This window comes from Micromonospora orduensis (assembly GCF_006228125.1).
GTDB lineage: Bacteria > Actinomycetota > Actinomycetes > Mycobacteriales > Micromonosporaceae > Micromonospora > Micromonospora orduensis.
This window is the reverse complement of record NZ_VDFY01000086.1, coordinates 1-15254: the sequence shown is the minus strand read 5'-3', so window position 1 is coordinate 15254 and position 15254 is coordinate 1. Positions and strand designations below refer to the sequence as shown.

Genomic DNA, 15254 nt, shown 5'->3' with positions numbered 1-15254 from the left:
GTACCCCCGGGGGTATATTGCAGGTGTGAAAGCACTGTCGAAATGTGGAGGTTGACATGGCGAGCGTGGCGCTGACCGGGGCGAACTTCGAGGAGACCGTGACCCGGGACGGAATCGTGCTGGTCGACTTCTGGGCGGCCTGGTGTGGTCCGTGTCGGGGCTTCGCGCCAGTCTTCGAGCGGGCCAGCGAGAAGCACCCGGACATTGTCTTCGGCAAGGTGGACACCGAGGCGGAGCAGAGCCTTGCCGCGGCGGCCCAGATCCGGTCCATCCCGACGCTGATGGCCTTCCGGGACGGCGTGCTGGTCTTCTCCCAGCCGGGTGCGCTGCCGGCCGCGGCTCTGGAGCAGGTGATCCAGGCGGTCCGTGACCTCGACATGGACGAGGTGCGGGCCAAGATCTCCGGGGAGCCGGCCAACCGGTGACACCCTGAACGACCACGGCTGGGGTACGGGCGATCGCCCGTACCCCAGCCGTTTCTCATCCGGAGAGGGTGTCCAGCGCGGCTCGCATCCGCCGGGTCGCCTCGTCGGCCACCCCCCGCAGGTCGGCGGCGTCACTCAGCCGCACCATCACCTGCGGATCGAGCGCCTGCACCAGCGTGACGTCCGGCCCGTCGGCGCGCACCACCACGTTGCACGGCAGCAGCAGGCCGATGCTCCGGTCGGCCTGCACGGCCCGATGCGCCAGCGGCGGGTTGCAGGCGCCGAGGATGACGTACTCCTCCAGCTCGACCCCGAGCTTCTCGCGCAACGTGGCCCGCATGTCGATCTCGGTCAGCACCCCGAAGCCCTGGTCCTTCAGCGCCGCCCGCACCCGCTCGACGGTCGGGGCGAACCCGGCGGACAGCCGGATGGTCATCGCGTAGCTCATGCTCTGCTCTCCCTCAGCTGAGATGGTGCCGGCCGCGAACGACCGGCGTGGGTGATTTCGGCAAAGCCGTGCCGGGCCGGTCAGGCGAGGCCGCGCAGCATGCCGTGCCAGTACAGCGCCGAAAGCCCGTAGCGCTTGAGCAGCCACATGTCGTAGCGCGGCTTCATTGTGTCGATGAACGGGAAGCTGGGCTTCGGCTTGAGCCCGTAGTCGAACTCGGCCAGCAGCATCCGGTTGTGGGCGGTGACCAGCGGGCAGGAGGTGTAGCCGTCGTAGCGGGCCGGCAGCGGCTTGCTCCGGCGCGCGGCGAGCATGTTGGCCACCACCACCGGGGCCTGCTTGCGGATGGCCGCTCCGGTCTTGGAGGTGGGCAGGTTCGCCACGTCACCGAGCGCGAAGACGTCCGGCCAGCGGGTGCTTTGGAAGGTGTACTGGTCGACTGCCAGGTAGCCGAACGGGCTGGCGGGATCAGCCAGCGCGCCGTCCTTGAGCCAGGCCGGGGCGCTCTGTGGCGGTACGGCGTGCAGCAGGTCGTAGTCGATGCTCTCCTTGGTGCCGCACTTGATCGGGCCGGCCGGCATGGTGAAGATCGCCGTGCCACCGCGTACGTTCCGGATGAACTCCCAGGTGCGGGGGGGCGAGGTCGAACCGGTAGTTGCTCGACACCCCGTTCCGCCCGACCGACTCGGCCAGACCGGGCACGGACTCGAAGTCGAGCTGCAGGCCGGGGGCCATGACGAGCTGGTCGTAGGCGAGCGTGTCGCCGCCGGCGAGCGTGACGGTCCGGTTGTCCGGGTCGACGCGGCCGCCCGGTCTCGGATCCAAGTGACGCCCTTGGGGATGAGCTTGCCTTGCGGCCGTACGGTTTCGCCGGCCTTGGCGAGGCCACTTCCCACCAGAGTCCAGAGCGGCTGGTAGTAGTGGTGCTCGGAGGGCTCGACCAGGACGATGTCGGTGACGCCCTGGCGACGTAGCCGCGCGGCCACGCTGATGCCGGCGGTGCCGCCGCCGTCGATGACCACCTGATGATGCCGGACCGTAGTCATGGAACCTCCCAGGCATGAGAAGGGCGACCGCCGGGCACACCACCCAGGGGCGGGGAATGTGCCGGCGACCTTCGAGGTTCAGCATACCCGGGGGGGTATCCGGTCGCGAATCAGTACCCCCCGGGGTATGGTGGAGGCGAGAGGTGGGGCGATGAATCTTCGACCTGAAATGACCAGCGACGCCCTGACCCGGCTCAAGCGGGCACGGGGACAGCTGAACGCGGTCATCGAGATGATGGAGAGCGGTCAGGACTGCCGCGAGGCGCTGACCCAGCTGGCAGCGGTGTCGAAGGCCATCGACCGCGCCGGCTACAAGATCATCGCCTCGGGCATGCGGCACTGCGAGGCCGCGCGCGAGCGCGGCGAGGCGCCGGAGATGACCGAGGAGGAGCTGGAGAAGCTCTTCCTGGCACTCGCCTGAGCGGCCGACCCGCCCGCGCTGCTTGACGGCGGCACGGGCGGGTAACCGTTGGACATGAGCGGGCAGGATTGTGCCTCCCCTATACCCCCCGGGGTATATAGGTTTTGAAAGGAGAACGCCAGTGACAGTTGAGGTGTCTGTTATCGCGACATCGTCCCTGGGCGACCGGAGCTACCTGGCCTCGGACGGGCAGGCGGCAATCGTGGTCGACCCGCAGCGCGACATCGACCGGGTCATGTACCTGGCGGGGGAGAAGGGCGTCCGCATCACCCATGTGGTGGAGACGCACATCCACAACGACTACGTCTCCGGCGGCCTGGAACTGGCCCGGGTGACCGGCGCCCGCTATCTGGTGGCCGCGGCCGACGAGGTCGGCTTCGACCGCATGCCGATTTCCGACGGCGACGTGGTGCCCGTCTCGGACGCCCTGCGGCTGCGGGTGATCGCCACGCCGGGCCACACCTTCCACCACCTGTCGTACGTCCTCGACGAGGCCGCCGACGACGGTTGGCAGCCGGCGGGCGTCTTCACTGGAGGGTCGCTGCTGTTTGGGACGACGGGGCGCACCGACCTGCTCGGAAAGGAGCACGCCCACGAGCTGGCCCACCACCAGCACGCCTCGGCGAAGCGGCTGGCGGACCTGTTGCCCGACGGGGCCGAGGTGTGGCCGACGCACGGTTTCGGCAGCTTCTGCTCGGCCAGCCAGTCCGATGCGCCCGAGTCGACGATCGGTCGGGAGAAGCAGGCCAACCCGGCGCTCAAGCTGGCTGCGGACAAGTTCGTGACCGAGACCCTCGCGGGTCTCGACGCCTACCCGGCGTACTACGCCCACATGGGCGTGGCGAACTTCGCCGGTCCGGCTCCGGTCGACCTCACCCCGGTGACCCGCGCCGACGCCGCCGAACTGCGCGAGCGGATGGCCGACGGGCAGTGGGTGGTGGACCTACGGCACCGCAAGGCGTACGCCGCCTCGCACCTGGCCGGCACGGTCAGCCTCGGGCTCGACGGCCCGATGTCGACCTGGCTCGGCTGGCTGGTCGACTGGGGGGTGCCGATCACCCTGCTCGCCGAGACGCCGGACCAGGTCGCCGCCGCCCAGCGCGAGCTGGTCCGCATCGGCATCGACCGCCCGGCCGCGCAGGCCACCGGCGAGGCCGAGCAGTGGGCGGCCGAGCCCGGGCAGCTGCGGGAGCTGCGGATGGCAGACTTCCCGGCCCTCGCGGCGGCCCGCACCGGCCACGTCCCCGCCGGCCTGCCCGCTGCGGACGTGGTGCTCGACGTGCGGATGACCAACGAGTGGCGGACCAGCCACATCGACGGCGCCGTGCACATCCCGCTGCCCGACCTGCCCAAGCGGCTGGCCGACGTACCGGCCGGCGCCGTCTGGGTGCACTGCGGCTCCGGCTACCGGGCCACCGCCGCAGCCTCTCTGCTGGCGAACGCCGGCCGGGAGGTGGTCGTCGTCGACGACAAGTTCGACCAGGCCGCCGACGCCGGCCTGGAAATGGTCGCGAACGCCTGACCCGAACCGTACGACCACCGTCCGGCGCCGGACGGCATCCCCCTGCCATGACGTGTAGCGCTTTGTCCGTGAAAGAGGAGATATGAGTACTTCCGACACCGCCCGCCCCGCCACCCTCGACGCCGCCAGCCTGCGGGAGCTGATTGATTCCGGCCGGGCGCCGCGCCTGCTGGACGTGCGTACCCCGGCGGAGTTCGAGACCTCGCACATCGCCGGCTCCTACAACGTGCCGCTGGATCTGCTCAAGGAGCACCGCGAGGAGCTGCGCAACCACCTGGACGAGGACGTGGTGCTGATCTGCCGTTCCGGTGCCCGCGCCACCCAGGCCGAGCAGACCCTGGCCGGGGTCGGCCTGCCGAACCTGAAGGTCCTCAACGGCGGTATCATGGCCTGGCAGGCCGCCAACGCCCCGATCAAGCAGGGCGCCCCCCGCTGGGACCTGGAGCGGCAGGTCCGCCTGGTCGCCGGGTCCATCGTCCTGGCCAGCGTCGTCGGTTCGGTGTTCGTGCCGCAGCTGAAGTGGGTCGCCGGGTTCATCGGCGCCGGCCTTACCTTCGCCGCCGTCACCAACACCTGCGCCATGGGCATGATGCTCGGCAAGCTGCCGTACAACCGGGGCGCCAGCTGCGACCTGGACACCATCGTCGGCCAGCTCCGCGAGAGCCCCGGGGAGCGGGCATGACCGCCAGCCTGCTGTTGACCGTCGGCCTGGCCGTCCTGATCGGCGTCAGCCTCGGGCTGCTCGGTGGCGGCGGGTCGATCCTCGCCGTACCCCTGCTGGTCTACGTCGCCGACCTGCCCGCGAAAGAGGCCATCGCGACCTCGCTGCTCGTCGTCGGCGCCACCAGCGCGGTGGGCGTCATCCCACACGCCCGGGCCCACCGGGTGCGCTGGCGCACCGGCCTGATCTTCGGCTTCGCCGGCATGACCGGCGCCTACGCCGGCGGCCGCCTGGCCGAGTTCATCCCGGCCGGGTTCCTGCTCACCGGGTTCGCGGTGATGATGCTGGCCACCGCGGTCGCGATGATCCGCGGCCGACGCTCCGCCGAGGGCAAGCCCGTGCCGCACGAGCTGCCGGTGTTCCGGGTGATCATCGACGGCATCGTCGTCGGCCTGGTCACCGGCCTGGTCGGCGCCGGCGGTGGCTTCCTGGTGGTGCCGGCCCTGGCCCTGCTCGGCGGCCTGCCGATGCCGGTCGCGGTCGGCACCTCCCTGGTGGTCATCGCGATGAAGTCCTTCGCCGGCCTGGCCGGCTACCTGTCCAGCGTGCACATCAACTGGGGCCTCGCCGCCGCGGTCACCGCAGCCGCCATCGCTGGCAGTTTCGTCGGCGGCCGGCTCGCCGGACGGATCCCCGCCGACATCCTGCGCAAGTCGTTCGGCTGGTTCGTCGTGGTGATGGGCGTCTTCGTCCTCGCCCAGCAACTGCCCGAACAGCTGCGGACGAACCCGCTGCTCTGGACCGGCGTCGGTGTTGCCGCCGCGATCGCTGTGGCGGTGACCGTGCTGCGTGGCCGTAGGAAGCCGGAACCGGAACCGCAGAGCGAGGCGGTCAGTCCTGCGCCGGTGGGGTCCTCGTCCCGCCACTGATGCGAACACGAGGGGCGTCCGGCAGGTCCGGGCGCCCCTCGCGTCTCTACTAACCAATCTAGTACTAGGGTCCTTAGTACTATGTTGGTTAGTAGGTGTGGACCCCCGACCGGAGGAGACATGAAAACCCGATGAAGCCGTCGCGCAGGAGCGCCCGGCAGACCCCGCCGCCGATCCGTCGGGCGGCTGGCTGGCTGGGTCCGGTTGTGGTCATCGCGATCGTCGCCGTCCTCGCGATCTTCGCCCGGCCCGCCGACAAGCCGTCCGCCCCGGCTGCCGAGACCGCCGCTGCGGGAACGGCCGGTGGCCAGGAGGAGAATCCCTTCGCCGGACTGGCCCGGCGCACACCCAACGACCCCGTCGCGCGCGGCAAGGCCGACGCACCCGTCGTGATCATCGAATACGCCGACTTCCAATGCCCGTTCTGCGGGAGGCACGCCCGGGGGACCGAGCCCAGACTGATCCGGGAATACGTCGACAAGGGTCTGGTCCGGATCGAGTGGCGGGACCTGCCCTATCTCGGTGCGGAATCCCGCGATGCCGCCGCCGCGGCCCGGGCCGCCGCCGTCCAGGGCAAGTTCTGGGAGTTCCACAACGCCCTGTACGCCACGGAGCGCCGGGTGAACAGCGGAGCCCTCAACGACGCCGCCCTGCGTGACATCGCTCGGCGCATCGGCTTGGACCTGGCCCGCTTCGACGCCGACCGGGCGTCCGCCGTCACCCGCGACGTCATCGACCGGGACCAGCAGGAAGCGACCTCGATGGGCATCACCGGCACCCCGGCGTTCATCGTCGGCAACACACCCGTCATCGGGGCCCAGCCGTACGAGGCATTCAAGCAGGCCATCGCCCTCGGCGCGGTCTACGGGCTGGCCGGCTTCTGCTCCGGTCCGATCCTGGGCGGCATCCTCACGGTCGCCGCGACCTCCGAGCAGCCCGCGACCGGGGGTGCCCTGCTGGCCGTCTACGCCCTGGGCATGACGGCACCCCTGCTGCTGCTCGCCCTCGTCTGGGACCGGTGGCGCATCGGCGAGCGCCGGTGGCTGCGAGGCCGGCCGTTCTCCGTCGGCCGGCTGCACCTGCACACCACGTCAACCGTCTCCGGTCTGCTCTTCGTCGCCCTGGGCGTCCTCTTCCTGGTCTTCGACGGCACGGCCGGCCTGTCCGGCGGTTTCGGGCTGACCGACATCGAGGGCGCCGCGCAGGAGTGGGTGACCGGAACGCTCGGCGACGTACCGGACGAACTGGTCCTCCTCGTCGCAGGGTTGGCCGCGGTCACCGTCCTGGTGCTGCGCCGACGTCGTGCCGCAACCCCGGAAACGGCTGCCGCCCCGCTGCCGTCCGCCACCGACGTGGCCGGAGTGACCCTCACGCCCGGCCCCGCGGCATGGCCGGCTCGACGATGGATGGCGGCGGTCGCCGGCGCCGTGGGGACCACGGTGGTGATCGCGGTTCCCACCGACCTGATCGACACCCCCTACTTCAGCCGTGACATGGCCGTCACCTGGTGGGCGTGGCCGGTGCTGGTGGTGACCGCGGCCCTGTCGGGGCTGCTCCTGGCGACCTACGTCGCGCCCGTCGCCGGAACTGGCGACAAGGCGGTGGGCCGCGGAGAGTCGCGGACCGGCGTGACCGGGGCGACCCTGTCCCTGTTCGCCGTCGGCTGCCCCGTCTGCAACAAGATCGTCCTGATCGCGCTCGGCTACAGCGGCGCGATGAGCTGGTTCGCCCCGGCGCAGCCGGTACTCGCCGCGGCCTCGATCGCCCTGCTCGCCTGGGCGCTGCGGCGTCGGCTCGCCGGCGAGCGGGTCTGTCCGGCTCCGGCCGCGTCGGAGCCGCTCGCCGCCAAAGGTACGGTCGACCGGTGAGGCGACCCCGAAGGAAGGACCCCGGCAACGACCGCCCGCTGGGGCCGCTGGAATCCGCGGTGATGAACGCATTGTGGGAAGCCCCCGGGCCGCTCACGGTGCGGCAGATGGTCGACGTGATGGCGGACCGCGACCTCGCCTACACCACGGTGATGACGGTCCTGGACAACCTGCATCGCAAGGGCTGGGCGGAACGTGATCTCGCCGGCCGGGCGTACCGCTACCGACCGAAGGCCAGCCGGGAGGAGCACGTCGGACAGCTCATGGCCGAGGCGCTCTCCTCGGCCGCCGACCAGCATGCCGCACTGGCCCGGTTCGTCGACGCCATGACTCCCCAGGAGGCGGCCGCGCTGCGCGAACTGCTGGACCAGCGCGGCGAGGCCGGCTGATGACGAGCCTGGTGCTGCTCGGCTGGGCGGCCATGGTGGCGGTCCTCGCCCGTCCCGTCCTCACCGCACCCTGGATGGCTTCCCTGCCACGGCTCGCGGTCGGGCTCTGGCTCGGGGCGGAACTCTCCGTCACCGTCGCCGTCCTCACCGCCGGGCTGCTCGTCGCGGCCATGACGAGGATGAGCGCCGCGAACCCGCGCGTGGTCGCGGTGGGCGACAGCCGGTCGGCGGCCCGTTTGCCGGCGAGGCTGGCGATGATCGCGGCGAGCGTGAACGGCGTGATCAGGGCCCAGTCGTAGTGGCTCGATCCGGTGCGGGCGACCAGCGACGCCACCCAGTTTACGGCGATCACCAGCAGCGAGGTACCCACTGCGGGACGTCGCTCTCATCGACCCGGCCGAGACGCACTACTACCAGTCGCTCCGGACGCTGGTCGGCGCCGGCGCCGCCACGGCGTTGCGTGGATCAAGGACGCCGCTACCGGTATCGACCCCGACGGGCGCGTCGTGACCACCGCCGCGGGCGTCCGCGTCAGCTACGACCAGCTCGTCGTCTGCCCCGGCATTCAACTGGACTGCACAAGGTCGCCGGCATGACCGAGGCGCTTCGCATCGTGCTGGTGCTGCCCGCGCCAGGGCTGTTCGGCGTCCCGCCGGTCGTCACGGTCCGCCGGCGAGCGCCGGCGCGGTGCACACCGGGGGAAGAGGGAACCAGCGCAACGCCTCGAAGTCGGGCGGCAGGCCGGTCGGACCCTCGTCGAGGTGGTCGTCCCGCCCGGCGAAGATCTCCGAGGCCGCGCGCAGGTACCCCGCCAGGGCGTCCTCGCCGGCCCGATCCCGCCGGCCGGGCCGCTGTGCCCCGTCGTCGAAGAGGTGGCTCAGGTCGGCCAGGCTCAACGGCTGCCCGGAGCCACGGTGGTGGCGCCACAGCCCGGTGCGAGGGTCGAAGCGGTAGTCGGTCAGCAGTCGGTGCCCGTAGCGGGCAACCAGGTCGACCGCCTCGATGAGATAGTCCGCCACGGTGCCGGAGATGAAGTAGTTGAAGTTGATCCGTACCCAGCCGGGCTTGATCCCCTCACAGCCGAGGCCGATCTCGTCGCGGAACGCGTGCGAGCGTTCCGCGTCGATCGACAGCAGGCGATGACCGTAGGGCCCCGCGCAGGAACAGCCCCCGCGGGTCTGGATGCCGAACAGGTCGTTGAGCAGCGCGACGAGGAAGTTGTGGTGCAGATACCGCCCGCCCTGGCGGATACGCAACGACACGATGGACAGACGCCGGGCCTCGGGGTTCCCGAGCACCTCGATCTGTGGGTTCGCAGACCAGCGGCGCAGCGCCCGCGACCACAGCTGCTCCTCGCGGGCCTGAATGACGTCGGTGCCGACGGCCTGTTTCAGCGCGAACACCAGTCCCGCTCGGATCGACTCGACGATCGCCGGGGTGCCGCCCTCCTCCCGGGCGACCGGATCGTCGAGGTAGCGGTGGCCGATCGGGTCGACGAACGCCACGGTGCCACCGCCGGGCATGGTCGGCACCCGGTTACGGATCAGGTCTCGGCGCAGCACCAGGACACCGGGCGTCTGCGGCCCGCCGACGAACTTGTGCGGGGACAGGAACACCGCGTCCTTGCCGTCTCCGGCCCCCGGCGTCGACTCACCCATCCGGATCGGCACGTACGGGCCGGCGGCCGCGTAGTCCCAGAACGACAACGCCCCGTTGGCGTGCAGCAGCGCCGCGATCGCGTCGACGTCGGAGAGGATGCCCGTCACGTTGGAGGCCGCGGAGAAACTGCCGATCCGCAGCGGTCGACCCGCGTACCGGGCCAGTTGCTCGGCGAGTTCCGCCTGGTCGATGTGTCCGTCGGCGTCCGCGCCGATGACCACCACGTCGGCGTACGTCTCGCGCCAGGGCAGTTCGTTGGAGTGATGCTCGTAGGGGCCCACGAACACCACCGGCCGCTGCTCGGGCGGAATGCGGTCGAGGAGCCGATAGCGGCGCGACGGCCCCTCGGGCAGCCGCAGCTCGAGGATCCCGATCAGCTTGTTGACCGCCGCTGTGGCCCCCGACCCGCAGAAGATGACGACGTGCTCGTCGGTCCCGCCGACCGCGTCGTGGATGACCTGCCGGGCATCCTCGCGCAGCCGCCCGGTCGCCAGGCCGGTGCCGGAACTCTCGGTGTGGGTGTTGGCGTAGCGGGGCAGCACCCACTCCCGGATAGCGTCCTCGACGAAGTCCAGCGACCGGCCGGATGCGGTGTAGTCGGCATAGGTGATCCGCCGCGGCCCGTACGGGCAGTCCAGCACCTCACCCTCGCCGATGATCCCCTCGCGGATCCGGGCCAGCAGCCGCTCGGCCCTCGACGGCGGACGGCTCGTCTCCATGGCGCACCTTTCCCCTGCGCGGACGCGGTCAGAGCACGTCGACGGTGACCGTCGGCGGGGAGGCCAGGCTGTTGTGCACCGTGCAGTGCGACGCGACCGCCAGCAGCGCCTGCGTGCGTGCCTGCGGAAACCCGTGCGGCAGCCGCAGGGACAGCCGGATGTCGGTCACCCGGGCCGGCCGGTCCGCCGCCATCCGGTACGTGACCGACACGCCCAGGCCGTCCCGGTCCAAGCCGTGCCGGGTCAGGTACCGGCCGGCGTAGAACGCCACACAGGTGGCCAGCGACGCCACGAACAATTCCGTCGGCGTTGGCGCCGCGTCGTCCCCGCCCGCCTCTGGCGGCTGATCCACCAGCATCCGGTGTTCCCGCACCGCGAACTCGTAGGACTCACCTGCCGCGAAGCGGACGTCCACCGTCCCGATCTGCCCATTCACGGCCTGCGCGCCGGCTTGTCCCATCGCCTGCTCCTTCCCGTGCTCCCGATTCAGCCAACACCCGCAGTCGGCCTCGGCAGAAGTCCCGTCCGGCCCTGATGAGAGGACCTTGGGCCCTGCTGAGCGGCTGCGCCGCCTTCCGCCGGCGAGGCTCGGATCCCAGATCCCCGACCGGAGAGAAGAAGACCCACGGCGAGCAGGACGAGGACGACGCCGTAGGCCCGGGTCAACCAGCCAGGGTTGGCGCGGATGGCCAGCCGGGCGCCGAGGTACGCGGCGGGCACCGCCAAGACGGTGTACACCAACACGACCCGCCAGTCGATGTGCCCGAGCAACCAGTGCGTGACCGTGCCGGGTAGCGCCAGCACGGCGGAGGCGGCCTCGCCAGCGCCCGCTTGATCGGCAGGTGCAGGACCACCAGGTAGAGGGGAGCGAGCAGGAAACCGCCGCTTGTTGGCCAGCAGACCCGAGAAGAAGCCGACTACCGCGGCAACGCCGACCATCCGGGACCGAAACGCGGGAGGTCGGCCCTCGCGGGCGCCGGCGCGGTGCGGAAAGAGGGCCAACCGCACACCGATGGCCGCGACGACCACCTCGACGACGCGCACCAGCACCCGCCCGCCCACATACGGGGTGACCAGGGCGCCCACCACGGTCGCCGGAAACCCCACGGCGACGCTCCACACGAGGATCCGCCGCTCCACGAACCCCCGTCTCCAGTACGCACGCGACGAGGCCAGCGCGACGGGCACCGCGGTCGGCAGCGGTGAGGCCAGAGCGACGAATGCCGGCACCCCGACGAGGTGCAGCAGTGGGGTGCCCACCGCGGAACCGCCGGCCCCGAACAGCCCGGCGAAGAAACCACCCCGGCGCCGATGAGGGTGATCGCCCACCACATCATCAGCCGAACAGTGGGAGCACCCAGGCGGTCACCGGCGTCTTCTGTTCCGGCTGGCTTCCTGGAAGCGGCGGCCGGACAGCGGCATGCCGAACAACGGTGCCAGGGTGCAGAAGTTGAAGAGCCCGGCGCCCAGTGGCAACAGGCCCAGCAGGGCCAGTAGCCACCACCAACCGCCCAACGACACCCCGACCACGATGAGCACCAACCCGAGGACGACCCGAGCGACGCGACCGGCTGGCGAGTTGAAGAACTGCAGGACGGGCACGACCACCCCCGGGGCAAATAGGAACAATAATCCCCAACTTCTCGCCAGCTTATCGCCGAACGGCATCGAAAGTACCGGAAGCGTGTCGCTGAGTAGCGGCCGGTGCGCCGGATCTCCGGTCGCCCGCCACGCTGCCACCCTTCCTGGCGACCGTTCATCGCCGGTACGGGTCGTTCACCGCCCCGGCGCTGGCGTTCTCCATGTCGCCTCCACACCGTCTCCACGGCAGCCGCACCCCGCGGTGCCACGGTGGTGGGGTCGGCACCGATGAAGGAGGACGAGATGAGAACAACGACCCGCCGGACGGTGATCCTGGTAGCAGCGGGCGCGCTGGGCCTTGGTGGGGTGGCGATCGCCGCGCCAGCGCTGGCCGGCGACGGGCCCTTCGACCGGCCGGCAGCCACTGCGACGCCGGGTCCAGGCTGGGGCGGTGGCATGGGCTACGGCGCCCGCGACGGCGCGACCGGCCCGATGGGCTCGGGCGCGATGGCCCGGGGCGGCAGGTGCGCCGCGTTGTCGGTCGCCGCCCAGCAGGGCACGCTCACCGACGCGCAGAAGAGCACCCTGGCCGCGATGGCGCAGGAGGAGAAGCTGGCACACAACCTGTACGGGGCCTTCGGCACCACGTACGACCTGGCGGTCTTCGACCACATCGCCAACTCCGAGGCCCAACACCTGACCACGGTGCGGACCCTGCTGCAGCGCTACGGCGTGGCCGACCCGACCGCGGGCACGACCGACGGGAAGTTCAGCGACCCAGCCGTGCAGGCTACGTACGACAAGCTGCTCGCTGAAGGAAACGCCAGCCAGACGGCCGCCCTCGGAGTCGGCAAGAAGGTCGAGCAGACCGACATCGCCGACCTGAAGGCCGCGCTGGCCGGCCTGTCCGCCCCGGATGTCACGCAGGTCTACACCAACCTGCTCGCCGCCTCCGAGCGACACCTGGCCGCGTTCACCCGCTGGACCTGACCCCAACCCCAGGACCGCGGCGGTGCCGGCTCTCGGCCGGCACCGCCGCGGTCCTGGGGTTGGGCCTTCCGACACACCTTGCCCGGCTTCCGTGCTCATCGCCGGGTCAACCGGCGGCGGCCGGATGCCGGGCCGGCAGGCGGATGGTGACGGTGAGCCCGCCGCCCGGGGGTGATTCCAGCGCGACGGCACCGCCGTGCGCGGTGATCAGCTCGCGGACGACAGCAAGCCCGATGCCGCTGCCGGCGATGTGCCGGGCGTCCCGGCCGCGCCAGAGCCGTTCGAAAGCGTGGGGGAGTTCCTCTGCCGGGATACCGGGGCCGGTGTCCGCCACGGTGAGCAGCGCCTCGCCGGTCTCGACGCGCGCCCACAGGTCGACCCGGTCGCCGGGGCGGCAGTAGCGGGCGGCGTTGGCCAGCAGGTTCGTGACCGCCTGGTGCAGCCGGTCCGGGTCGGCCCGCACCGGGACCGGCCGGTCGAGATCGGGCATGACGGTCAGGCCGGCGGCATCCAGCCGCGGGTGCTGGGCGGCGAGCGCGGCGCGGGTCACGGCGGCCAGATCGGTGTCGACGGGGTGCAGGGACAGCACGGCGGCTTCGGCGGCGGACAGGTCGGCGAGGTCCTCGACGACCCGGCCGAGACGCAGGGTCTGGTCGTGCAGGGCGGCAAGCCGTTGCGGGTCGGCCGGGCGCAGCCCATCCCGCAGTTCCTCCAGGCCGGCCTGCAGGGCGGCCAGCGGGGTGCGCAGTTCATGGGCCACGTCGGCGGCCCACTGCCGACGGACCCGCTCGGCGCGTACCACCTCCTCGGCCATCGTGTCGAAGGCGCGCGTCACCTCGCCCAGCTCGCCCGGCGCGGACACCGCCGCCCGGGCGGTGTGATCACCGGCCGCGAAGCGACGGGTGGCGGCGGCCAGCGCGACCAACGGCTGGGCCAGCCGGCCGACCACATACGCGCTGACCAGCAGCGCCGCGACAAGTGCGACCAGCGCGGCACCGCCGATCCACGACCAGGCCACGCCGCGGCCGCTGGCCGCCGCAGCGGTGAAGGTCAGCCGCACGGTGCCGACCCGCTGCCCGCCGGCGGTGATCGGCGCCTCCACGACTGTGCCGGTGCTGGTGTGCATGCCGTCCATGGGGCCCATGCCGCGGCCGGGCCACACCATGCCGCCGTCGGGTTGCAGCACCACCAGGCGGGCGCCCGCGCCGTCGGCCAACGCCGCGGCCTGCGCCAACTCGGCGCCGGTCCAGCTCCCGGCCCGGGCGTACGCGGCACCGGCCGCCGCCGCCACCCTTCGCGCGACCTGCTGCCGCTCGGCCTGCTGGGCGCTGGCCAGCCCGCGGTCGGTGGCCACCAGCGCGGCGATGCTGAGCACCGCCACCGAGGAGAGCGCGACCAGCACGAACGCGGCCAGCAGCCGCCGGCCCAGCGGGCCGGACAGGGGCCGCCGCCCCCGGCTGCTCGGCCGCGGCAGCTCAGCGGTCATGGGTCCAGCCCAGCCGGTAACCGACGCCCAGGACGGTTTCCACCACGCCGGCGGCGTCCGGGCCGAGCTTGCGGCGCAGGTTCTTCACGTGCGAGTCGATGGTGCGCTCGTACCCGGGAAACTCGTACCCGCGGACCCGGTTGATCAGCTCGTAGCGGGAGTACACCCGGCCCGGGGCGGCGGCCAGCGTGGTCAGCAGTCCCCACTCGGTGGGGGTCAGATCCAGCCGATCACCGTCCAGCACCGCCTCGTGGCGCTGCTCGTCCAGCCGCAGCCGGCCACCTCCGAAGCAAGCCGAAGCGACGGAGCCGGCTGTGCCGCGGGTACGGTGCAGCACGGCCTCCACCCGTAACACCAACTCGGTTGGGCTGAACGGCTTGGTGACGTAGTCATCGGCGCCCCGGCGCAACCCGTCGATGCGCTCCTCGACCGTACTGCGCGCGGTCAGCACCACCACCGGCACCTGCGGACCGTCGTGGGCGGCGGCCAGCACCTCCAAGCCGTCCACGTCCGGCAGGCCCAGATCCAGCACGACGAGGTCGACCCCGCCGGCGGCCAGACGGCTCAGCGCTTCCGCACCCGATCCGGTGGTGTGCACGGCGTGCCCGGCCCGTTCCAGGTAGCGGCGTACGACGTCCCGCAACTCCCGATCGTCCTCGACGACCAGCACCGTGTCCGACACAGCCCTCACGCTTCCGCCGCCGGCGCGGCCGGGCCAGGGCCGAACGGCCCGCGAGGCGCCGTCGGCAGGCCCTGCCGCGGATGAGGTGGCAACCTCCACCGAGCCCTCCACCCCGTGCCGGGCGTTGCCGGACCCGAGATACCACGAGGCGCTCGCCGAGTAGCGCAGCCGGCCGCCCGAGGAACGCGGTGTCGAAGTTCGGCATCCAGCCGACCCGTGGCGGGCACCCTGCCCAATGAGCCAGTCACTGCCCTGGATTCGGCAGTCCCTATTACGACCGATTCTTCCGCCGCATTAGCCTTGTCGGCTCCGCCTGAAAACTGACCACGTGGTTCCGGCTGAATCGGGACCACCTCCTGAAGCATCGGGAGGTGCTGAGCGTGGAGGACTGGGCGGAGATCCGGCGGCTGCGGCGGTCGGAGGGCATG

General features: G+C 71.6%; 15 protein-coding genes and 3 pseudogenes. 9 read left to right on the top strand and 9 right to left on the bottom strand.

Going from position 1 to position 15254, the window contains the following annotated elements; translation table 11 throughout:
* Positions 1–56: 56 nt before the first annotated feature.
* Positions 57–425, top strand: coding sequence for a thioredoxin (gene trxA, locus FHG89_RS03905; protein WP_139582846.1), 369 nt, complete (start codon positions 57–59; stop codon positions 423–425).
* A 55-nt stretch (positions 426–480) separates the two neighbouring features.
* On the opposite strand, the gene FHG89_RS03900 is transcribed toward trxA, so the two are convergent.
* Together FHG89_RS03900 and FHG89_RS34395 are read right to left on the bottom strand one after the other, a co-directional pair.
* Entirely contained in the window at positions 481–873 is a 393-nt protein-coding gene (locus tag FHG89_RS03900) for a DUF302 domain-containing protein (RefSeq protein WP_139582844.1), read from the bottom strand.
* Between the two features lie 80 nt (positions 874–953).
* Positions 954–1412: pseudogene (locus FHG89_RS34395) on the bottom strand (pyridine nucleotide-disulfide oxidoreductase); the annotation flags it as partial.
* A gap of 658 nt (positions 1413–2070) precedes the next feature.
* Here FHG89_RS34395 and FHG89_RS03890 point away from each other — a divergent pair.
* From FHG89_RS03890 to FHG89_RS03865, 6 genes are all read left to right on the top strand, one after another.
* Positions 2071–2340: a metal-sensitive transcriptional regulator gene (locus tag FHG89_RS03890; RefSeq protein ID WP_139582843.1), complete on the top strand. Its 270-nt coding sequence runs from the start codon at positions 2071–2073 to the stop codon at positions 2338–2340.
* Positions 2341–2461: 121 nt separating this feature from the next.
* Entirely contained in the window at positions 2462–3862 is a 1401-nt protein-coding gene (locus FHG89_RS03885; protein WP_139582841.1) for an MBL fold metallo-hydrolase, read from the top strand.
* Positions 3863–3944: 82 nt separating this feature from the next.
* Positions 3945–4544: a rhodanese-like domain-containing protein gene (locus tag FHG89_RS03880; protein WP_139582839.1), complete on the top strand. Its 600-nt coding sequence runs from the start codon at positions 3945–3947 to the stop codon at positions 4542–4544.
* On the top strand, positions 4541–5452 hold the full coding sequence (locus FHG89_RS03875; RefSeq protein WP_139582837.1) for a sulfite exporter TauE/SafE family protein: 912 nt from the start codon (positions 4541–4543) through the stop codon (positions 5450–5452). The genes FHG89_RS03880 and FHG89_RS03875 overlap by 4 nt, the downstream gene beginning before the upstream one ends.
* A 131-nt stretch (positions 5453–5583) precedes the next feature.
* The gene (locus tag FHG89_RS33240; protein WP_139582835.1) at positions 5584–7320 is read left to right on the top strand and encodes a thioredoxin domain-containing protein; all 1737 of its coding nucleotides are present in this window, start codon (positions 5584–5586) and stop codon (positions 7318–7320) included.
* Positions 7317–7709, top strand: coding sequence for a BlaI/MecI/CopY family transcriptional regulator (locus FHG89_RS03865; RefSeq protein WP_139582834.1), 393 nt, complete (start codon positions 7317–7319; stop codon positions 7707–7709). The genes FHG89_RS33240 and FHG89_RS03865 overlap by 4 nt, the downstream gene beginning before the upstream one ends.
* Before the next feature lie 223 nt (positions 7710–7932).
* Here the strand turns inward: FHG89_RS03865 and FHG89_RS34260 are convergent.
* Positions 7933–8043: pseudogene (locus FHG89_RS34260) on the bottom strand (sulfite exporter TauE/SafE family protein); the annotation flags it as partial.
* Here FHG89_RS34260 and FHG89_RS03855 point away from each other — a divergent pair.
* Positions 8016–8284: pseudogene (locus tag FHG89_RS03855) on the top strand (hypothetical protein); the annotation flags it as partial. The pseudogenes FHG89_RS34260 and FHG89_RS03855 overlap by 28 nt on opposite strands.
* Before the next feature lie 84 nt (positions 8285–8368).
* On the opposite strand, the gene FHG89_RS03850 reads toward FHG89_RS03855, so the two are convergent.
* Genes FHG89_RS03850 through FHG89_RS03835 form a run of 4 tightly spaced genes read right to left on the bottom strand, consistent with a single transcriptional unit; the run spans position 8369 to position 11689 of the window.
* A complete protein-coding gene (locus FHG89_RS03850; protein WP_139582830.1) occupies positions 8369–10087 on the bottom strand; it encodes an aminotransferase class V-fold PLP-dependent enzyme in 1719 nt (572 codons plus the stop codon).
* A 28-nt stretch (positions 10088–10115) separates the two neighbouring features.
* Complete coding sequence (locus FHG89_RS03845; RefSeq protein ID WP_139582828.1) at positions 10116–10547, bottom strand: OsmC family protein; 432 nt, start codon at positions 10545–10547, stop codon at positions 10116–10118.
* 26 nt (positions 10548–10573) lie between these two features.
* Positions 10574–11416 (bottom strand): sulfite exporter TauE/SafE family protein, encoded by an 843-nt coding sequence (locus FHG89_RS03840; protein ID WP_167517334.1) that lies wholly within the window; start codon positions 11414–11416, stop codon positions 10574–10576.
* A 36-nt stretch (positions 11417–11452) separates the two neighbouring features.
* A complete protein-coding gene (locus tag FHG89_RS03835; RefSeq protein WP_208760851.1) occupies positions 11453–11689 on the bottom strand; it encodes a YgaP-like transmembrane domain in 237 nt (78 codons plus the stop codon).
* Positions 11690–11971: 282 nt separating this feature from the next.
* Here FHG89_RS03835 and FHG89_RS03830 point away from each other — a divergent pair, with 282 nt between their 5' ends.
* Complete coding sequence (locus FHG89_RS03830) at positions 11972–12658, top strand: ferritin-like domain-containing protein (protein ID WP_139582823.1); 687 nt, start codon at positions 11972–11974, stop codon at positions 12656–12658.
* Positions 12659–12764: 106 nt separating this feature from the next.
* On the opposite strand, the gene FHG89_RS03825 is transcribed toward FHG89_RS03830, so the two are convergent.
* Complete coding sequence (locus FHG89_RS03825) at positions 12765–14144, bottom strand: HAMP domain-containing sensor histidine kinase (RefSeq protein ID WP_139582822.1); 1380 nt, start codon at positions 14142–14144, stop codon at positions 12765–12767.
* On the bottom strand, positions 14134–14826 hold the full coding sequence (locus tag FHG89_RS03820) for a response regulator transcription factor (RefSeq protein WP_139582820.1): 693 nt from the start codon (positions 14824–14826) through the stop codon (positions 14134–14136). The genes FHG89_RS03825 and FHG89_RS03820 overlap by 11 nt, the downstream gene beginning before the upstream one ends.
* Positions 14827–15254: the final 428 nt, after the last annotated feature.

Excerpts from the sequence above, each read along its gene's own strand:
- FHG89_RS03890 (WP_139582843.1), top strand. The coding sequence starts at position 2,071 with ATGAATCTTCGACCTGAAATGACCAGCGACGCCCTGACCCGGCTCAAG.
- FHG89_RS03830 (WP_139582823.1), top strand. The coding sequence starts at position 11,972 with ATGAGAACAACGACCCGCCGGACGGTGATCCTGGTAGCAGCGGGCGCG.
- FHG89_RS03825 (WP_139582822.1), bottom strand. The coding sequence starts at position 14,144 with ATGACCGCTGAGCTGCCGCGGCCGAGCAGCCGGGGGCGGCGGCCCCTG.
- FHG89_RS03845 (WP_139582828.1), bottom strand. The coding sequence starts at position 10,547 with ATGGGACAAGCCGGCGCGCAGGCCGTGAATGGGCAGATCGGGACGGTG.
- FHG89_RS03850 (WP_139582830.1), bottom strand. The coding sequence starts at position 10,087 with ATGGAGACGAGCCGTCCGCCGTCGAGGGCCGAGCGGCTGCTGGCCCGG.
- FHG89_RS33240 (WP_139582835.1), top strand. The coding sequence starts at position 5,584 with ATGAAGCCGTCGCGCAGGAGCGCCCGGCAGACCCCGCCGCCGATCCGT.
- FHG89_RS03875 (WP_139582837.1), top strand. The coding sequence starts at position 4,541 with ATGACCGCCAGCCTGCTGTTGACCGTCGGCCTGGCCGTCCTGATCGGC.
- FHG89_RS03880 (WP_139582839.1), top strand. The coding sequence starts at position 3,945 with ATGAGTACTTCCGACACCGCCCGCCCCGCCACCCTCGACGCCGCCAGC.
- trxA (WP_139582846.1), top strand. The coding sequence starts at position 57 with ATGGCGAGCGTGGCGCTGACCGGGGCGAACTTCGAGGAGACCGTGACC.
- FHG89_RS03900 (WP_139582844.1), bottom strand. The coding sequence starts at position 873 with ATGAGCTACGCGATGACCATCCGGCTGTCCGCCGGGTTCGCCCCGACC.